16 protein-coding genes are annotated in these 17,427 nt (G+C 67.1%); 11 read left to right on the forward strand and 5 right to left on the reverse strand.

Features of this window, described 5'->3' with window-relative positions; translation table 11 throughout:
• Positions 1–309: 309 nt before the first annotated feature.
• On the reverse strand, positions 310–990 hold the full coding sequence (locus ON23_RS10735) for a biliverdin-producing heme oxygenase (protein WP_051042372.1): 681 nt from the start codon (positions 988–990) through the stop codon (positions 310–312).
• A gap of 34 nt (positions 991–1,024) precedes the next feature.
• On the opposite strand from ON23_RS10735, the gene ON23_RS37835 reads away from it, so the two are divergent.
• Positions 1,025–1,171 (forward strand): hypothetical protein, encoded by a 147-nt coding sequence (locus tag ON23_RS37835; RefSeq protein WP_157170202.1) that lies wholly within the window; start codon positions 1,025–1,027, stop codon positions 1,169–1,171.
• A gap of 324 nt (positions 1,172–1,495) precedes the next feature.
• Complete coding sequence (gene cutA / locus ON23_RS10740; RefSeq protein WP_039777918.1) at positions 1,496–1,828, forward strand: divalent-cation tolerance protein CutA; 333 nt, start codon at positions 1,496–1,498, stop codon at positions 1,826–1,828.
• Positions 1,829–2,191: 363 nt separating this feature from the next.
• Here the strand turns inward: cutA and ON23_RS10745 are convergent, their stop codons facing one another.
• A complete protein-coding gene (locus tag ON23_RS10745) occupies positions 2,192–2,941 on the reverse strand; it encodes a helix-turn-helix domain-containing protein (RefSeq protein ID WP_039777919.1) in 750 nt (249 codons plus the stop codon).
• Between the two features lie 822 nt (positions 2,942–3,763).
• Between ON23_RS10745 and asnB the strand changes: the two genes are divergently transcribed.
• From asnB to ON23_RS10760, 3 genes are all read left to right on the forward strand, one after another.
• Positions 3,764–5,608, forward strand: a complete 1,845-nt coding sequence (asnB, locus tag ON23_RS10750; protein ID WP_039777920.1) for an asparagine synthase (glutamine-hydrolyzing) — start codon at positions 3,764–3,766, stop codon at positions 5,606–5,608.
• 189 nt (positions 5,609–5,797) lie between these two features.
• The gene (locus tag ON23_RS10755) at positions 5,798–7,033 is read left to right on the forward strand and encodes a cytochrome P450 (RefSeq protein WP_039777921.1); all 1,236 of its coding nucleotides are present in this window, start codon (positions 5,798–5,800) and stop codon (positions 7,031–7,033) included.
• A 126-nt stretch (positions 7,034–7,159) separates the two neighbouring features.
• Complete coding sequence (locus ON23_RS10760; protein ID WP_039777922.1) at positions 7,160–7,879, forward strand: TetR/AcrR family transcriptional regulator; 720 nt, start codon at positions 7,160–7,162, stop codon at positions 7,877–7,879.
• 52 nt (positions 7,880–7,931) lie between these two features.
• On the opposite strand, the gene ON23_RS10765 is transcribed toward ON23_RS10760, so the two are convergent.
• Positions 7,932–9,314: a threonine/serine exporter family protein gene (locus ON23_RS10765; RefSeq protein ID WP_039777939.1), complete on the reverse strand. Its 1,383-nt coding sequence runs from the start codon at positions 9,312–9,314 to the stop codon at positions 7,932–7,934.
• Positions 9,315–9,515: 201 nt separating this feature from the next.
• Between ON23_RS10765 and ON23_RS10770 the strand changes: the two genes are divergently transcribed.
• Positions 9,516–11,537: an acyl-CoA dehydrogenase family protein gene (locus ON23_RS10770; protein WP_083903829.1), complete on the forward strand. Its 2,022-nt coding sequence runs from the start codon at positions 9,516–9,518 to the stop codon at positions 11,535–11,537.
• Between the two features lie 65 nt (positions 11,538–11,602).
• The gene (locus ON23_RS10775) at positions 11,603–12,337 is read left to right on the forward strand and encodes a phosphatase PAP2 family protein (RefSeq protein ID WP_051042375.1); all 735 of its coding nucleotides are present in this window, start codon (positions 11,603–11,605) and stop codon (positions 12,335–12,337) included.
• A gap of 24 nt (positions 12,338–12,361) precedes the next feature.
• On the opposite strand, the gene ON23_RS10780 is transcribed toward ON23_RS10775, so the two are convergent.
• Together ON23_RS10780 and ON23_RS10785 are read right to left on the reverse strand one after the other, a co-directional pair.
• Positions 12,362–13,255, reverse strand: a complete 894-nt coding sequence (locus ON23_RS10780; protein WP_039777923.1) for a nuclease-related domain-containing protein — start codon at positions 13,253–13,255, stop codon at positions 12,362–12,364.
• Positions 13,256–13,345: 90 nt separating this feature from the next.
• On the reverse strand, positions 13,346–15,040 hold the full coding sequence (locus tag ON23_RS10785; protein ID WP_039777926.1) for a GMC oxidoreductase: 1,695 nt from the start codon (positions 15,038–15,040) through the stop codon (positions 13,346–13,348).
• 272 nt (positions 15,041–15,312) lie between these two features.
• Here ON23_RS10785 and ON23_RS10790 point away from each other — a divergent pair, with 272 nt between their 5' ends.
• The 4 genes from ON23_RS10790 to ftsR form a co-directional block, all read left to right on the forward strand.
• Entirely contained in the window at positions 15,313–15,882 is a 570-nt protein-coding gene (locus ON23_RS10790) for a CDP-alcohol phosphatidyltransferase family protein (RefSeq protein WP_039777944.1), read from the forward strand.
• A 101-nt stretch (positions 15,883–15,983) separates the two neighbouring features.
• Positions 15,984–16,382 (forward strand): glycine cleavage system protein GcvH, encoded by a 399-nt coding sequence (gene gcvH / locus ON23_RS10795; protein ID WP_036500942.1) that lies wholly within the window; start codon positions 15,984–15,986, stop codon positions 16,380–16,382.
• Positions 16,383–16,602: 220 nt separating this feature from the next.
• Positions 16,603–17,073 (forward strand): oxoglutarate dehydrogenase inhibitor Odhl, encoded by a 471-nt coding sequence (gene odhI, locus ON23_RS10800; protein ID WP_036500944.1) that lies wholly within the window; start codon positions 16,603–16,605, stop codon positions 17,071–17,073.
• Between the two features lie 22 nt (positions 17,074–17,095).
• A partial coding sequence (gene ftsR / locus ON23_RS10805) for a transcriptional regulator FtsR (protein WP_039777945.1) occupies positions 17,096–17,427 on the forward strand: 332 nt, incomplete at its 3' end.

Consider the following 17,427-nt stretch of genomic DNA (forward strand, 5'->3'; position numbering starts at 1 on the left):
CTTGCATGTCGAACATGTTGTCGCACAACGCTGTTCGTCCGACATGCGTCGGTGGATGCGGACTGAACGAAGCGGCCTCTATCAGAATCGAGGGCGCTGTAGGAACCCCTGCGTACCTAACTGGTGAGTAACTTTAGCTGGCGGCGACTTGTGCCCGCAACCAAACGGCGCCCCATGTGGTGTGGGACTTGTCACCACGTGGGAGCGCCGATCGGTATGTGTAACAACGATTTTGATGTAACTCGGAGACGCATCTGGCTACCGACCAGCAAACTCCCGGTCGGCTGTCCAAAAGTGTCGGGGGAGGGTTCAGCCCTCGCGGCGGACCGGGAATTCGCTTGCCAGATCGGCGAATACGGCACTGTTGAGATCGAAGGCGCGCCGGCACTCGCCGAGCACCCGCTGCTTCTCCAGATCGTCGACGGCCAGTTCGTCGAGCAGAGTGCGGTAGCCGCGCTTGAAAGCGGCGGGATTCGCGATCTGATCGAAGACGTAGAAGCGCACCCCGTCGCCACGCTTGGGCAGCTGCCACAGCTTCGCCGCCGTGCCACGAATGACCTGCCCGCCGGACAGATCACCCAGATAGCGGGTGTAGTGGTGGGCCACATAGCCCGCGGGCCAGTGCAGCGCGCACTCGGTGATCCGGGCGGCGTATTCGGCGGTCGCGGGCAGGGCGGCGATGTCGTCGCGCCACTCCGGTCCGCCCAGATGTGCCAGATCGTCCTCGAGATGGGCCAGGCGCGCGAGTTCGGGCCGGATGAACGGACCCGCGACCGGATCGGCGGCGAGCACGTCCCAGTGCGCCTCGAGTGCCTGGTAGATGTGCCAGAGCTGGCCGGTGTAGCGATAGAACGCGCTGACGTCCAGTGCACCGCCCAGCATGTCGCTCATGAAGGTGGAGTTCTCGGCGCGCTCGTGCTGTTCGGCGGTGGCGGAGCGGATCTGCGCGGAGAACGGCACGGGCTGCTCGGTAGAGGTGGCGTCCGGCATGATCCTGATTTCCTCGCTTCGTGGGACGACAAGTATGGGTAACCTAACTTCGCCTCCGACGATACCGGGCGACGAGCGCGACGGAATCAAACTTTCGGACGAGAAACCCGCGCGCGCCCACGTGCGCGCCGACCGGCGGCTGCCGATGAACTGGCATCTGTCGTCGGCGGCGGGCGGGTAAACAAATCGTGCAAACCTCACCGACTTTGCGAGTTTTCCGCCATTTTCGCGGAGGTTTGCACGAAAAGTTCAGCACCACCGCCTGCGACCGTGTATTCCCTGTGGGTCGACGCTCGGTGGCGGCGGCGGACACGGAGTCGTTCGTGGGCGCGGTCTTCCCGCCCCCAGCTCCTCTGACTTGCCACAGGACCCGGGGGTCATCCGGGGCGCGATGGTCATATGCTCGATTGTTTCATCACCACTGATGACTTATTACAGCGAGTTGTGCACTCGGCTGGCGACGTGAATCACTCAGCGGCGCAACGCTGATCGATATGGTGACCGCATGGCGACAGCGCGGGTATGGGCAGTGACATCGACGACGCCGACCGAGGATGATGCGCGAGGTATCGCCCGAACAGTGGTCGGTGAGCGGCTGGCGGCGGGAGCGGAGATTACCGGGCCGGCGGTGTCGGTGTTCTGGCATCTGGGCGAGCTCGGTGAGGGTCAGGAATGGCGGGTGACGTTCCGGACGGCGGCAACGACGCGGGATCGGCTCGCGGGGCGGATCCGGGAGTTGCATCCGTGGGACAGTCCCGAAGTGACCGCGACGCCGGTGGAGTGGTGCCTCGATACCTACGTCGATTGGGTGGAACGGACTACAGCGGCGCCGGAATAGGCGCCTGTACAGCCGCGGTGCGGCGCGCGAGCTCGGCTCCGCGGGGCTCGGTGGCAGCGCCACCACCGAATCGTCGGACGAGAAATCGCGCGGCTGTGTGCGCGGCGACTGGCGGTGGTCGATGAACTGCCGTTTCGTCGTCGGCGGTGGACCGGTGAACAAATCGTGCAAACCTCACCGGCTTTGCGAGTTTTCCGCCTGTTTCGCGGAGGTTTGCACGAAAAGTTCAGCACAACTGCCGCCGGCCCCGTGTTCCCCTGCGGATCGGCGCTCGGTGATGGACACGGATCGTTCGTGGGCGCGGTATTCCCGCTCGGGCGGTGCGGGCATGCGATGCCGGTGGCGCGGTAAACCCCTTGCAGGTCAATCGCTTTGGGGTGGGCGGTCGAACTTCTCGATCGTGGCTTTCGATGTCGATCGGTCCTGCAGGACCAGTTCCCACGGGCCCACGTTCACGTCGAAGTTCTTGCCGAAGCCCACCCACTTTCCCGCTAGCCGGGTGGCGGTGAGTTCCGACAGCAGCTGGATCGCCCCGAAATACCGTGCGCCCTTGTAGTAGCCGCTCGGTGCGGTGGTTTCCGACCAGGTGCCCGTCGCGATATGCCCGTCGAGGGTTAGGTCGAGTTCGAGTGTGCCCGCGGCCGACTTGGGCAGGCTGCGGACGGTGAGCCGCTGTTCGTGCTGGAGTACGACCACGTAGTGCGACGAGGTGAAGGTCTGTTCGCGGCCGGAGGAGTAGTACTCGTAGCGGGACAACCAGATTCCGGAGTACGTGCCGGCATTGGGCTGCGGTGCGGCCTGGCCGGGATGGCGCTCGCGTGGGACATCGCCGATGGCCGAGTGGACTTCGTGGCCGCCCGTGTCGTCCCCGGACAGGCTGCGTCCGGCCATCACCGCGCCGAATCCGAGGCTTTCGATGGGCAGGCGCATCACCTGCTCCAAGGCGCGCGCATGCGACGGGCGGGGATTGGCGGTCGCGCCGGATTCCCATCGCTGGACGAGTCGTTTCGTCGCGCTGGCACATCCGGCCTCGCGCAGCATGCGGGCGAGATCGTCCTGGCTCAGCAGTCGTGCCGTGCGGGCGGCGCGCAAGGCGACGTTCGGCGCTCCCATGCGCCCACCATAAAGCAATGACGCCTGAATGTCGCCCCGTTTGTGTGCCGATTGACGCCGTTTTCGTCGTCGCCCAGCGGCCGTGGTCTGCGCGAATCTGGTCGCAGCCGCGAGAGCTGTGGTTCCCGACGCCGCGGCATTCCGAACCGGACAACGAGGGGTATGTGCGATGTGGATGTTGTTCCTGCTCGCCGTGGGATTGCTCGTGTTGACCGTCGCGCTGGTACGCGTTCCACTGCGTGGCGAGGTGCGTCGCAGGGGTCGGCGGTCGTGAGGGATGCGCTCCCGGTCGCGCTGGGGTGGGTGCATCCGGAGTCGCCGTGTCTCGACTGGGATATCGCTCAGGTGCGCCGGCTGGCGGAGCGGCTGGGCTATCGGCTGGTGTGGGCGCCGGAGGCGAGTCGGATACCGCTCGCCGATCAGGTCCGCGCGGCCGGTGCCGAAGTCGTAATCGCACCGTCGACAGAGCATTTCGACTTCCTCGCGCTGAATTCGGTGATGGCGGTCGCCGACGTCGAGACCGTGACCCGCGGCTCTCCTTTGCTCGGTGGGCTACCGGAGGGCAATCCGGCCGGTAGCGGAAGTAGGGGCGGGGTGACGATAGGAGTGGCGGCGCGTTCGGCCGGGCCAGTCCGGTCCGGCGGAACCGGCCGATTTCCCGACGTTTGCCGGCCGCGCGCGAAGAGAACTATTCGGGCGAAAGCGGCGAGTTCGGACAAGCTCGGACAAGTCGGGCGCGTGGTGGCGCGGCCGAGACTCCTTGTGTTACAACGGTTTTACGCATCGTTCACTAAGCTAACTAAATTTTGGAGAGGCGGCGGAATGTGCGGAATCGCGGGCTGGGTGGCGTTCTCGAACGACCTCACCCGGCAGCAGGGGGTTATCGATGCGATGACCGAGACCATGGCCTGTCGCGGGCCGGACGGGCGAGGCACCTTCGTCCGTGAACACGCGGCACTGGGACACCGGCGACTGGCCATCATCGACCTGCCGGGCGGAGCGCAGCCGATGACCGTGCCGACACCGGCGGGCGATGTCGGCATGGTGTACTCGGGCGAGGCCTACAACTTCCGAGAACTGCGTGACGAACTGCGCGCCCTCGGGCACACCTTCGACACCGACAGTGACACCGAGGTGGTGCTGCACGGCTACCTGCAGTGGGGCGAGTCGGTCGTCGACCATCTCAACGGCATGTACGCCTTCGCGATCTGGGACGAGCGCCATCAGAAGCTGGTCATGGTGCGCGACCGGATGGGTATCAAACCGTTCTACTACTACCCGACCCCCGACGGCGTGCTGTTCGGCTCCGAGCCCAAGGCGATCCTCGCCAACCCGCTCGCGGCCGAGGCGGTCGACCTCGACGGCCTGCGCGAGCTGTTCGCCATGACCAAACAGCCCGGCTGGTCGCTGTGGAAGGGCATGGAAGAGGTACTGCCCGGCACGCTGGTCACGGTGGACCGCAACGGAATTCGCGCCCGCACCTACTGGCGGCTGCAAGCCGTCGAGCACACCGACAGTCAGGAACAGACGGTCGCGCGGGTGCGCGAATTGCTGACCGATATCGTCGAACGTCAGCTGATCTCCGATGTGCCGCGCTGCGTGCTGCTGTCGGGCGGACTCGACTCGAGCGCGATCACCGGGCTGGCCGCGGCACGGCTGGCCCGCGACGGCGAGCAGTTGCGCACGTTCTCGGTGGATTTCGCCAACCAGGAGCAGAACTTCGTACCGGACGAGATGCGCGACACCCCGGATTCGCCGTTCGTGCGGGAGGTGGCGGCGCTGGTGCGTTCGGCCCATCGCGACGTGATGTTGAATCCGGCCGATCTGGCCGATCCGGCGGCGCGGCGCGCGGTGGTCACCGCCCGCGACATCCCCGTCGGTTTCGGTGATATGGACACCTCGCTGTATCTGCTGTTCGCGGCCATCCGGCAGCAGTCGACCGTGGCACTGTCGGGCGAGTCGGCCGACGAGGTGTTCGGCGGGTATCGCTGGTTCCACGACGAGGTGGCGCTGAAGGAGGACAACTTTCCGTGGCTGGCGTTCAACAGCGCCCTGACCGGCGACTCTCGCTGGCAGATCCTGAACCCGGCCCTGCGTGAACGGCTGCGGCTCGAGGAGTTCGTCGCCGACCAGTACAGCGCGGCGGTGGCCGAGGTCGAGCATCTCGACGGCGAATCCGAGGTCGAACACCGGATGCGGACCGTCTGCCACCTGCACCTGACCCGGTTCGTGCGCACGTTGCTCGACCGCAAGGACCGCGCGTCCATGGCGGTCGGCCTCGAAGTGCGGGTCCCGTTCTGCGACCACCGCCTGGTCGAATACGTCTACAACACCCCGTGGTCGTTGAAGACGTTCGACGGCCGGGAGAAGAGCCTGCTGCGGCATGCGGCCGAGCATGTGCTGCCGCAATCGGTCGTCCAGCGGGTCAAGAGCCCGTATCCGTCGACACAGGATCCGGGCTATGCGGCGGTGCTGCAGCAGCAGGCGAAACACGTTCTCGCCGAGAGTGATTCACGGCTGTTCGACCTGATCGACCGGCAGTGGCTGCAGCGGGCGGTTGCCCTCGACCCGGCGGGTCTCGACAGCGCCGTGCGCGCCGGATTGGATCGCATCATCGATCTGCACACCTGGCTGGAGCTGTATTCTCCGCAACTACAGCTGGATTGAGCGCTCCCTCCGGGCCGGCCCTCGACCTCGCGTCGGGGTCGGCCCGGAGGCTGTCCGCGCTGTTCGGAGGTGGTGCCGGAGATTTGCTCGCGCGCCGGAACAAGCTCGTGAACATTATTTACTAATAGGTGTTCACAAAACGGGCTGTGGTGTGGTTCACTCCTAGGAACGTGTTCCAAAGGAGGTACCGTGTCCGCGCCGTCTCTGCCGTCCATCAGTCACGATTTCGATTTCACCGACCCCGATCTGCTGTCGCAGCGCCTGCCCGTGGCCGAATGGGCCGAACTGCGCCGCACCGCCCCGGTGTGGTGGGTCGACCAGCCCAACGGAGTGAGTGGTTTCGACGACGGCGGCTACTGGGTGGTCAGCCGGCTCGACGACATCAAGGAAATCTCGAAGAACTCCGAGGTCTTCTCCACCCAGGAGAACACCGCGGTGATCCGCTTCAACGGCGAGATCACCCGCGAGGAGATCGAGATCCAGCGGGCCATGCTGGTCAACACCGATCCGCCCGCGCACGACAAACTGCGCCGCATCATCTCGCGCGGTTTCACCCCGCGTGCGGTGGAGAGCCTGCGGGCCGCGCTGCGCGAGCGCGCCGAGCGGATCGTGCACGAGGCGAAGAAGACCGGCGGCGGCGACTTCGTCCAGCAGGTGGCCTGTGAGCTGCCGCTGCAGGCCATCGCCGAACTGCTCGGCGTGCCGCAGGAGGATCGCGGCAAGCTGTTCGAGTGGTCCAACCAGATGATGGGCTACGACGACCCCGAGTACGCCGACAGCTACAAGATGGCCAACGCTCAGGTCATGGGCTATGCGTGGAATCTCGCCGAAGAGAAGCGCAAATGCCCGGCCGACGACATCGTCTCCCAGCTGCTCAACGCCGATATCGAGGGTGAGGCGCTGGGCTCGGAGGAGTTCGCCTGGTTCGTCATCCTGCTGGCCGTGGCCGGTAACGAGACCACCCGCAACGCCACCACGCACGGCATGAAGGCGTTCGTGGACAATCCGGCGCAGTGGGAGCTCTACAAGGCCGAGCGGCCGCGCACCGCGCCCGACGAGATCGTGCGCTGGGCGACCCCGGTGATCGCGTTCCAGCGAACCGCGTTGTCGGACACCGAAATCGGCGGCCAGGCCATCAAGAAGGGCCAGCGGGTCGGCCTGTTCTACTCCTCGGCGAACTTCGACGAGGAACGTTTCGACAAGCCGTTCGAATTCGACATCATGCGAAACCCGAACCCGCACGTGGGTTTCGGCGGCACCGGCACCCACTACTGCGTCGGCGCCAACCTGGCCCGGCTGCAGCTGGATCTGATCTTCAACGCGATCGCCGACGTGATGCCCAACCTGCGTGAGGTTTCCGAGCCGGTCCGGCTACGCTCGGGCTGGTTGAACGGAATCAAGAGCTGGCAGGTCGCCTACGAGTGAGCGCCGCGGCCGCCGGGGCAGCGCCCTCGGCGACCCCGGTCTCCGGCGGCCCAGGACACAGTGTGCGCACCGGCCTCGACGTACCCGTGACGTCGGGGCCGGTGCGCATGCGACGAAGGACGACGCATGACAGCCGCACGACGGGGCCGGATGCCCGCGGTCAGCGACGCCGATATCCGGCGCGTGGCCCGCACGCTCCTGGTGGAGCAGGGACCCGAGGCGGTGACCCTGCGCGCCATCGCGCGTGAGCTGGGTATCACCGCACCCGCGTTGTATCGGTATTACGCCTCCCGCGACGATCTGGTAGGTGCGCTGCGCAGCGATATCTGCGCCGACCTGGCCCACGAGCTCGCCGAGCAGGTGGCCGAGCTGCCCGAGGACGGCATGGTCCAGCTGTTCGCCATCTGCAAGGGTTTCCGGCAGTGGGCCCTGGCCCACGCCCACGAGTTCACCCTCGTCTTCGCCTCGCCCGCCGGCGGTTCGGCCAGCGCGATGCGGCAATTCGACGAACCGTTCGGCCGCATCTTCCTGGAGGCGGCGGGCCGGCTGCTGACCACCTACGACATCGTCACCCCGCCGACCGACGTGATCCCGCACGCGCTGCGCGAAGACCTCGTCGGATTCCAGACCGAACTGCTGGCCGTGCTCGCCGAATCGGGGCAGAAATTCCCGGCCGAGAAGCTGGACCTGGGCGTCACCTATCTGATGATCCAGTTCTGGGCGCGGCTGTACGGGCACGTCACGCTCGAAGTGTTCGGCAACTACCCGATGCCGGTGGGTAATCCGGACGCCCTGTTCGATGCGACGCTGGCCGATCTGGCCCGCTCCATCGGATTCGCGGCCTGAGGCATCCCGGGCGACACCGATCCTCCGGCTCGGGGCCGCGCACTCGGCGGTCTCAGGTGAAGTCGTCGGGGCGCACCCCGGTGACCCGCCGCAGGATCCGCGGCCGGCGCAGCCACCGGGCGAACCATTCACCGAGCGTGATACCGCCGCCGAGGGCACACCCGACCACCAGCGCGGCGAACATCTGATTCAGCCCGACCAGCAGATCGTCGTTGATCAGCGCGAACAAGCCCCGATAGACCTTGAGACCGGGAAGCAGCGGAGTGATGCCCGCGATCGCGACGACCAGCGGGGGCGTCACCGCACGGCGGGCGAGCAGACCACCGGCGAGACCGATCGCGGTCGCCGAGACCGCGGCGGCGATCACCGGTCCGAAACCGGCGTGCTGCACGAACAGATAGCACACCGTGATCCCCGCACCACTGAGGGCGGCGACGGTGAGAGCCCGGCGTTCGGCATAACAGGCCAGGGCGAATGCCGCCGCCGCCACCGCACCGGCGGTGATCTTCAGCGGCAGATTGGTGATGTCGTAGGACGGCGACATGTCGATCGGCGGCACCTGGGCGCCGAAGGCCTGGGCTCCACGCAGCGCCAAACCGACGCCACCGATGATCGCACCGGTCATGACCAGTACTTCCAACATGCGGGCGGCGGCGGTGATCGGTGCGCCGGTGATCGCGTCCTCGACCGCGCCGACCAGCTGTAAACCACTGAGCAGCACGGTGATTCCGGCCGCGACGATCAGACTGGGATTGGTGTCCAAACCCTCGCCGAAGGTTTGTATCAGGATAGCGGGCAGGGTGGCGATGATGCCGCCCATCATGTTCTGGAAGAAGAAGGGCAGGCCGCGCTTGTTCAGTTCGCGGTTGCAGCGGTCGATCAGCAACGTCGTGGCGAAACTCACGGTCGCGACCAGCACCCCACCGCCCAGCAACAGCGCGATCGACGCCGCCAGCAGCGACCAGCCGAAGGTGGCGATCCACCGGTTGTAGGGGTGCGGCGCGGTGGTGATCGCGTCGAGCGCGGCGTGCGCCTCCTGGGGCGGCACCACCTCGCGGCGAATCCGGCGGGTGAGACGGTCGACGGCGGTCAGGCGAGTGAAGTCCAGCGAGCGGTACTGCACCACCCGCATGGTGCTGGCGGGTGGCAGCGACGGACCCCGGTCGGCGGAGATGCGAATCGAGTTGTAGGTCACGTCGATATCGCATTGCGCCAAACCGTATGTCGCGGCGATGAATTCGACCTGCGTGCTGGTGTCGGTCACGGCGGTGCCCGAGGCGAGCACCACCTCGCCGACCCGTTCGGCCAGGTCGAGTACCTCGGTTACCGCGGCGTCGTCGGTGAGATCGATCGGCTTCAGCGGGGCCGGCGCCTCGACCACCGAGTCCACCGTGGCGCGCCGCTGCGCGACCAGCCGATCGGTTACCGCTCCCATCGCCCGATGCCACAACGAACTGGGCTGGGTCTCCGGCCCCGTGCGGACGAGTTCGGGCTCCAACTCATCTGTCACACGACACACGGTAGTCGGCGCCGATACGCGGTCGCGGGTCAGCTCCCTCTCCCCGGCGGGAGTGACGAGCGGGGCAATCTGCTGGTTATCACCGGCGTGTCCGCACTCCCGCTACAGTCGATAACCATGGGCACCGATACGGCTACGGGTACCGAAGCAGCAGATTCCGTGAGATCGAACTCCGCGCAGCCGGAGGCCGGGACATCGAAGACCGGACCATCGAAGACCGGGAAGTCGACCGCCGACCATTTGGGGGCCGCGCTCGACGGCCCGTGGCGTGAGGTCAGGGAGCAGGCGCGCCGGCAGCTGGCCGACGACCGGTTGTTCGGCGATCCCTATCTCGACTACCGCCAGGCCCGTGCGCGGGTGCTGGAACAGATGCGCCTTATCGCCGAATTCGGTTATGCCGAAAAGGGGTTCAGCCTGGAACACGGTGGTACCGGCGATCCCGGCGGTGCCGTCACCGGCCTGGAAATGCTCGCCTACACCGATCTGTCGCTGTGGGTGAAGGCCGGCGTGCAGTGGGGACTGTTCGGCGGCGCGGTGGAAAATCTCGGCACCGATCGCCACACCGACGTCGTCAAACGACTGCTGTCGCTGGATCTGCTCGGCTGTTTCGCGATGACCGAATCCGGGCACGGCAGCGATGTGGCGAATCTCGAGACCACCGCCACCTACGATCCGGCGACCGGCGAATTCGTGGTGCACAGCCCCACCGCCTCCGCTCGCAAGGACTACATCGGCGGCGCCGCCGAACACGCCCGGATGGCGGCGGTCTTCGCCCAGCTGATCACCGGCGGCGAGAGCAAGGGTGTGCACTGTTTCCTCGTCCCGATTCGCGACGAGGAGGGCAACGACCTGCCCGGCGTGACCACCTCGGATTGCGGTCTCAAGGGCGGTCTGCCCGGTGTCGACAACGGCCGCATCGAATTCGACCATGTCCGGATCCCGCGGGAGAACCTGCTCAACCGCTACGCCGACGTCGACGCCGACGGGACCTACCACTCCGACATCGAGAACCCGAGCCGCCGGTTCTTCACCACCCTGGGCACGCTGGTGCGCGGGCGGATCAGTGTCGGTGGCGCGGCGGCCGCCGGTGCGCGGGTGGCGTTGAGTATCGCGCTGCGCTACGGCGACAAGCGCCGCCAGTTCTCCGATCCGGACGACGGCAGCGAAACCCTGCTGCTGGACTACCGCAGCCATCAGCGTCGGCTGTTTCCGCATGTGGCGCGCGCGTTCGCCCTGTCGTTCGCCCAGAACGATCTGGTGCGGCGCATGCACCTGATACAGACCGGGCAGAATCTGGACCCGGAGGCGCAGCGCGCGCTGGAGAAGCGGGCCGCTGGCCTGAAGGTCGCGCAGACCCGCCACGCCACCCGAGCCATCCAGGAATGCCGCGAATGCTGCGGCGGCGCAGGCTATCTCACCGAGAACCGGCTGGTCACCCTGAAGGCCGACACCGACGTGTTCACCACCTTCGAAGGCGACAACGTCGTCTTGACGCAGCTGGTAGCCAAGGAACTGCTCACCGCCTATTCCGACGAGGTGCGGGATCTCGACGCCCTCGGCTGGGTGAAGTTCGCGGCCACCATGGCCCGCGACGTGGTGCGCGAGACCTCGGGTGTGCGCCAGCTCATCCAGCGCCTGCGCGACCGCTCCGACGACGGCGTCGACGAGGGCGATCTGTCCCGGCGTTCGGTGCAGCTGCAGCTGTTCGCCGACCGCGAGGACTATCTGACCCGCACCGCCGCGCACCGGCTGCGCGCGCGGGCCGAGGAGACCGGCCCGTTCGAGGCGTTCAACAACGCGCAGGACCACATCCTCGCCGCTGGTGAGGCGCATATCGATCGGCTGGTGCTGGAGGCGTTCATCGAGGGCATCGCCGATATCGAGGATCCGGACGCGCGAGCGCTGGCCGACACGGTCTGCGATCTGTTCGTGTACTCCACCATCGAACAGAATCAGGCCTGGTACATCATGCACCGCTTCATGTCGGTGGATAGGGCCAAGTCGGTGCGCCGCGGTGTCAACGAACTCGTGGACCGGTTGCGACCGGAGTCGGCCACACTGGTCGAGGCACTCGGTGTGCCGGAGGCCATGTTGCGCGCGGCGATGCTCGACGACGCGAGCGTGCACCAGGGCGCGTGAACCCGTGCTCGCTGTCGGCGGCCGGTGAGAGTGGGGCAGTCGCCGGACGCGGCTATGGTCGACAGGTGTCCGCTCCACCGCCGGTCGCTCGATATCGAGCGCGTCTCGTTGCCGCCGCCGTCACCCTGATCGGCCTGCTGATCACCGTGACGCTCCCCCTGAGCTTTCCTGCCGGCGGGGGACCGACCACGTTCGACAGCGCGATCGGTGATCGGGTGCACGAGGGCCTGGACGCGCATCGAGGTGTCTACGACGCGCTGGTGGTGCCGAGCGACGCCTATATCGTGTTGCCGCTGTTGCTGATCGGCGTGCTCTATTGCGTCCGGCGGCGCGACCGGTGGGGTGCCGGATTTCTGGTGGTCGTCCCCGAGTTGGTGGTCGCGATCAACACGTGGGCGCTGAAACCGCTGTGGGACAGGCATTTACAGCACTACCTCGCCTATCCGAGCGGGCACACCGTCCAATTCGTCGCCATCGCGACGGGTGTGCTCCTCGTCGCCGCCACCGTGCGTTGGCGCATCGTCATCGGCGTGCTCGCAGCGCTCGCGCTGGCGGCCGTGGCGGTGGGGATGGTCGGGCGCGGCTATCACTATCCGACCGATGTCGTCGGCGGCACCGCGTTCGCGATCGCGGCGGTGACCGCGTGCTGGACGGTGACCACGACACTGCGCCTGCGGTACGAGAACCGGCGGCTTCGGGCACGGATCGCCGACGAGACCGGAACCGGTGGACGGGCGCAATCGGGTGGCGACGATGCCGTCGGGGACACCGATCGCACGGCGGGCACGCCCGCGGCTTGAGTCGGCGGGCGCAGCCGGTCCGGCTCAGCCGGGCCCGAAGTTCAGGACCAGCGAGATCACGAACCACACCACCCAGGCCGCACCGACGAGCATGCCGATCGCGAGCAGGATGCGCAGCACCGCCCGCCCGGGATCGATCCGGTCGGCCTCCTTCGGATACAGATTCCACGGGCTGTACCAGGGCATCGTGATCGCGGCCGGGAGCCCGTAGGACTGATCGGCGTGGGCCTGTTCCTCCAGGAACGCTTCCGCCTGCGCCTGCTGCGGGCCGCCGTACCACAGCGTGGTGTCCACCGGTCCGCCGAAACCCTCGGCGACGAGATCCTGCGGGGCGGGCAGATACGGCAGGATCCCCAATCCGCGGAAGGTGAGCGCGACCTCGTTCACCGTCCACTGCGCCCGGCCCTGTGAGGTGAGCGCGGTCAGGCAGTCGGCGAGCCGTCTGGGGTCGTCGCCGAGCACCACCTGGAAGCCGGGATCGTTCCACAGCTGGCGGATCGTCGGGTTCGCGCCGTGCGGCGGCACCACCACGACCACGCCCTGCACCACGCGCTGGCCCAGTCCGCGTTCGGCCAGCCAGTTCTGCAGCGCGTGCGTGTGTTCGCGGGAGCGGTCCAGCGGTGTGCCGCGCTCGCCGCCCTCGAAACTCACCACATGCCCGCCGACCCGCCACGGACCGTTCAACGGGACCTCGAGGTCGCCGCTCACCCGCTCGATCAAGGCCTCGGCCTCGATCACCACGCAGGTGGTCGGCGTCCAGATCACCGCGTCGAACTGATGCAACCGGTCGGCGTAGAACAGACTGCAGTTGACCGTTGCCACCCCCTGCGGGTCGCCCGGCCCCTTCCAGGTGCGCAACCAATCGATGAGGTTGCGCTCGGCCAGGGTTCCGGCCGCGTTCTGCACTCGCACGAGCATTGGCGACCGCCCTTCCGTCGACACTCGATACCGGAAAGCATAAGGGGCACTACGGGTCCGGGGGAGACTTCGACGCGCCGGTGTCGGCGGTCAGCGTTCGGCGGGCGCGGGATCGATCGGCGCGATGGGCAGCCGCAGCGCGCCGGGCGCGCTGTCCGGCACGGTGGCGTAGTACGGGGCGACCGGGTCGATGCGGCGGTAGGCCGTGCCGAGTTCCGGGCGCGGATCGGCCTCACCCTTGTTGGGCCAGAACGCCATCGCGCGTTCGGCCTGCGCGGTGATCGTCAGCGACGGATTCACCCCGAGATTCGCGGTGACCGCGGATCCGTCGGCGATATGCAGTCCGGGGTGGCCGAAGACGCGCTGATACGGGTCCACCACACCGCTTTCGGGACCTTCGCCGATCACGCAGCCGCCGATGTAGTGGGCGGTGGCCGGGATGTCGAACACGTCCATGACCAGACCGTGCACGTCGCCGTCGACCTTCTCGCCGAATCGGCGGCCGACCTCGTGCGCGAGCGGAATCCAGGTGGGATTCGGCCGGCCGGTGCCCTGCCTGGTCTTCAGCTGCCCCCAGCGGCGGAACGAGGTCAGCGAATTGTCCAGCGACTGCATCACCAGCAGGATCACCGACTTCTCCGAGGCATGGCGGGCGTTGAGACTGCGCGCGAACACCAGCGGGTGCAGCACGATGGCCAGCAGGAAGCGCAGGAATCGGAACGCGCCGCCGTCGACGATCGGCACCGACATCGGGAACAGCGCGTTCTGCCCCTTGCCGTAGTGGCAGACCTCGATGTGGGTGTCGGGCTCGGGGTGGATCGAGGAGGTGATGGCGATGCCCTCGGCGAAATCGCGCCGCTGCCGGCTGACCACATTGAGGATGGCCTCGGAATTGCTGCGGGTGAGCTCACCGAGCCGGGGCGAGAGGTTCGGCAGCACCTTGTCGTCGCGCATCTTGTGCAACAGCTTCTGGGTGCCCAGCGCCGCGGCGGCGAAGACGACCTGTTCGGCGGTGAAGGTCTTGCGGCCCTTGCGAACCCAGCGGTCCGCGCGCTGCGTCTCGATCGCGTAGCCGCCGCCGACCATCGGCCGGACGCGGGTCGCCGTGGTCAGCTCGAAGACCTTGGCACCGGCCTGTTCGGCGAGATACAGGTAGTTGGTGGGGGTGGTGTTCTTGGCGTTGTGCGGGCAGCCGGTGAAGCAGCGCGCGCAGTGGATGCAGCCGCTGCGGCGCGGGCCGGCGCCGCCGAAGTACGGGTCGTCGACCTCGACACCGGGCTGTTCCTCGTTGAAGAACACGCCGACGTTGGTCGGGTGATAGGTATCACCCACGCCGAGATCGTCTGCGATGGAACGAATCACTTCGTCGGCGGGCGTCACGCGCGGATTGGGCGCCACGCCCAGCATCCGTTTGGCCTGGTCGTAATAGGGTGCCAGTTCGCTGCGCCAGTCGGCGATATGAGCCCACTGTTTGTCGGTGTAGAAGTTCGGCAGCGGTTCGTAGAGGGTGTTGCCGTAGATCAGTGAGCCGCCGCCGACGCCCGCGGCGGAGAACACCGCGCACTTGCCGAGCAGGCTGATCCGCTGCGGGCCGGTCAGGCCCAGGCGCGGCGCCCAGATCGACTTGCGCACATTCCAATTCGACTTCGGAATGGACTCCGCGGGCCAGCGCCGGCCGGATTCCAGCACAGCCACCCGATAGCCCTTCTCGGTGAGGCGCAGCGCACTGACACTGCCACCGAAACCGGAGCCGATCACTACCACGTCGTAGTCGAAGTCGGGCATGTCTTCCTCTCGTCCCCGCATTCACAATGAAACGATTTACGACTCATTGTGTCACTCGCTAGTGTGCCACCCGGCCGGATGCGACTGATAAACCTATCGTGCCGCCGCGCGCGTCGCGGCGTGCCCGAATGGCGCGGCGCGACCGGTTCGGGTAAGCAACAGGCGTGAGCAACCGACCGGCCGGCGGGTCCGGCCCCGACCATCAGGCCTCCGAGCATTCGGAGCCCGCGCGCGAACCCGCGGACCCCGCGGCCGGCACGGAGACCGACCGCATTCTCACCGTGCCGAACGTGCTGAGTGTGCTGCGGCTGATCGGCGTGCCGGTCTTCCTGTGGCTGTTGCTGGTCCTGCATGCCGACGGCTGGGCGTTCGCGCTCCTGGTCGCCAGCGGCGTCACCGACTACCTCGACGGCAAACTGGCTCGGCTGCTCGACCAGTACTCGCGGCTGGGCGCGCTGCTGGATCCGTTGGTGGACCGGTTGTATCTCATCGCCACCGTGCTCGGTCTGCTGGTGCGCGGAATCCTGCCGTGGCCGTTCGTGGTCGTGCTGATCGGGCGCGACCTGATCCTGAGCGCGACGCTGCCGATCTATCGCCGCCGCAACCTCGATCCGCCGGAGGTCATCTACCTCGGCAAGGCGGCCACTTTCGCGCTGATGTCGGCGCTGCCGTGGATGCTGGCCGGCCAGATGGATTGGGCGGCCGCCGGTTTCGGCCGGGCCTTCGGCTGGGCGCTGCTGTGGTGGGGAACCGCGGTCTACGTGTGGACGGGTCTGCTGTATCTGCGCAAGGCCTTCGCGGTCGCCCGGACCATACCTGTTGCGCCGCGAGCAACTTCGTAGCGGGTGTGGCGATCCGCGGTGTCGGTCCGGGTCGATAGAGTTGTGCCGAACGCCGGTTGGCCGACGCCCGTGAAAGGACGCCCCGTGAGAGGAATCAGCCTGTGACCAACCTTCCCGAGGACCTTCGCTACACCGAGGAACACGAATGGGTGCAGCGGATCGCGCCGAACCGTGTCCGGGTCGGTATCACCGACTACGCCCAGTCGCAGCTCGGTGATGTGGTGTTCGTGCAGCTGCCGGCGGTCGACACCGTGGTGTCTGCCGGCGAGGCGATCGCCGAGGTGGAATCGACCAAGAGCGTCTCGGAGATCTACGCTCCGCTGAACGCGAAAGTCGTTGCGGCGAACGAGGATCTCGACTCCGAGCCGGAGTCGTTGAACACCGATCCCTATGGTGACGGCTGGATGTTCGAGCTGCAGATCGACGACGCGGAGGCACTCGAAACCGCCCTCGGCGCATTGCTCGATGCCGCAGGTTACCAAGGAGTTATCGAGGGCTGAGTCAGCCTTCCCAGTTCTACCTGCACGGGTGCGGCCCAGCAGGGTACGGTCAATGCCAACAGATGTGCCGGCGGCCGGTGCCGGGAACTCTGCCGGAACTTGCCGGTGACACCTGACAGCGCGACAGCCGGTCGCGATGGGTGGCGCGGGTCGAGGGCAGTGCGCTCGGAATTGGCGCCGGATACCGGTACGGAAAATCGGTTCGAGGAGGAGAGCAAGGGTGAGCGAGAACAAAGACCCGGGATACGGGGAGAGCGCGGCCGAAACGACTTCGGTGTTCCGCGCTGACTTCCTCAACGAGGTCGACGCGTCGCGCTCCGGTGAGCAGACCGGCGAGCAGCCGGTGCAAGGGGTCGAGGGGCTGCCCGCGGGTGCCGCCCTGCTGGTGGTCAAGCGCGGTCCCAACGCGGGGTCGCGGTTCCTGTTGGATCAGCCCACCACGTCGGCGGGCCGTCACCCCGACAGCGACATCTTTCTCGACGATGTCACCGTGTCCCGTCGGCACGCGGAGTTCCGGCAGGACGAGGACACCTTCCAGGTCGTCGACGTGGGCAGCCTGAACGGCACCTACGTCAACCGCGAGCCGGTGGATTCCTCGGAGCTGCAGAACGGCGACGAGGTACAGATCGGCAAGTTCCGGTTGGTCTTCCTGACCGGACCGCGGCCGCAGGTCAACGAGCCGAGCGCATAAACGGCCGAGGCGGATTCCACTGATGACTGGCGCAGCGCAATGGACACGCGGAGGAATGTCGATCGGCTCCGTGCTGGACCTGCTGCGTCCGGATTTTCCGGACATCACCATTTCCAAGATCCGCTTCCTCGAATCCGAGGGGCTGATCCGCCCGGAGCGCACGCCTTCGGGATATCGCAGATTCTCGGTCGCCGATGTCGAGCGGCTGAAGTTCGTGCTGACCGCGCAGCGGGATCAGTATCTGCCGCTGAAGGTGATCAAGGAGCAACTCGAAGCGATCGACCGCGGCGCGGCGACCCTGGGTGTGCGCGAGGCGCGGGCCCGGGCCGACGGCGCCGGTGCGGACGGCTCGGG

The sequence above is a fragment of the Nocardia cerradoensis NBRC 101014 genome, from assembly GCF_000308535.1.
In the GTDB taxonomy this organism is placed as follows: domain Bacteria; phylum Actinomycetota; class Actinomycetes; order Mycobacteriales; family Mycobacteriaceae; genus Nocardia; species Nocardia cerradoensis.

What these genes read in the sequence shown, in the direction of transcription:
- ON23_RS10735 (WP_051042372.1), bottom strand. Translation starts at nt 990, where the DNA reads ATGCCGGACGCCACCTCTACCGAGCAGCCCGTGCCGTTCTCCGCGCAG.
- ON23_RS37835 (WP_157170202.1), top strand. Translation starts at nt 1,025, where the DNA reads ATGGGTAACCTAACTTCGCCTCCGACGATACCGGGCGACGAGCGCGAC.
- cutA (WP_039777918.1), top strand. Translation starts at nt 1,496, where the DNA reads ATGGCGACAGCGCGGGTATGGGCAGTGACATCGACGACGCCGACCGAG.
- ON23_RS10745 (WP_039777919.1), bottom strand. Translation starts at nt 2,941, where the DNA reads ATGGGAGCGCCGAACGTCGCCTTGCGCGCCGCCCGCACGGCACGACTG.
- asnB (WP_039777920.1), top strand. Translation starts at nt 3,764, where the DNA reads ATGTGCGGAATCGCGGGCTGGGTGGCGTTCTCGAACGACCTCACCCGG.
- ON23_RS10760 (WP_039777922.1), top strand. Translation starts at nt 7,160, where the DNA reads ATGACAGCCGCACGACGGGGCCGGATGCCCGCGGTCAGCGACGCCGAT.
- ON23_RS10765 (WP_039777939.1), bottom strand. Translation starts at nt 9,314, where the DNA reads ATGGGAGCGGTAACCGATCGGCTGGTCGCGCAGCGGCGCGCCACGGTG.
- ON23_RS10770 (WP_083903829.1), top strand. Translation starts at nt 9,516, where the DNA reads ATGGGCACCGATACGGCTACGGGTACCGAAGCAGCAGATTCCGTGAGA.
- ON23_RS10780 (WP_039777923.1), bottom strand. Translation starts at nt 13,255, where the DNA reads ATGCTCGTGCGAGTGCAGAACGCGGCCGGAACCCTGGCCGAGCGCAAC.
- ON23_RS10785 (WP_039777926.1), bottom strand. Translation starts at nt 15,040, where the DNA reads ATGCCCGACTTCGACTACGACGTGGTAGTGATCGGCTCCGGTTTCGGT.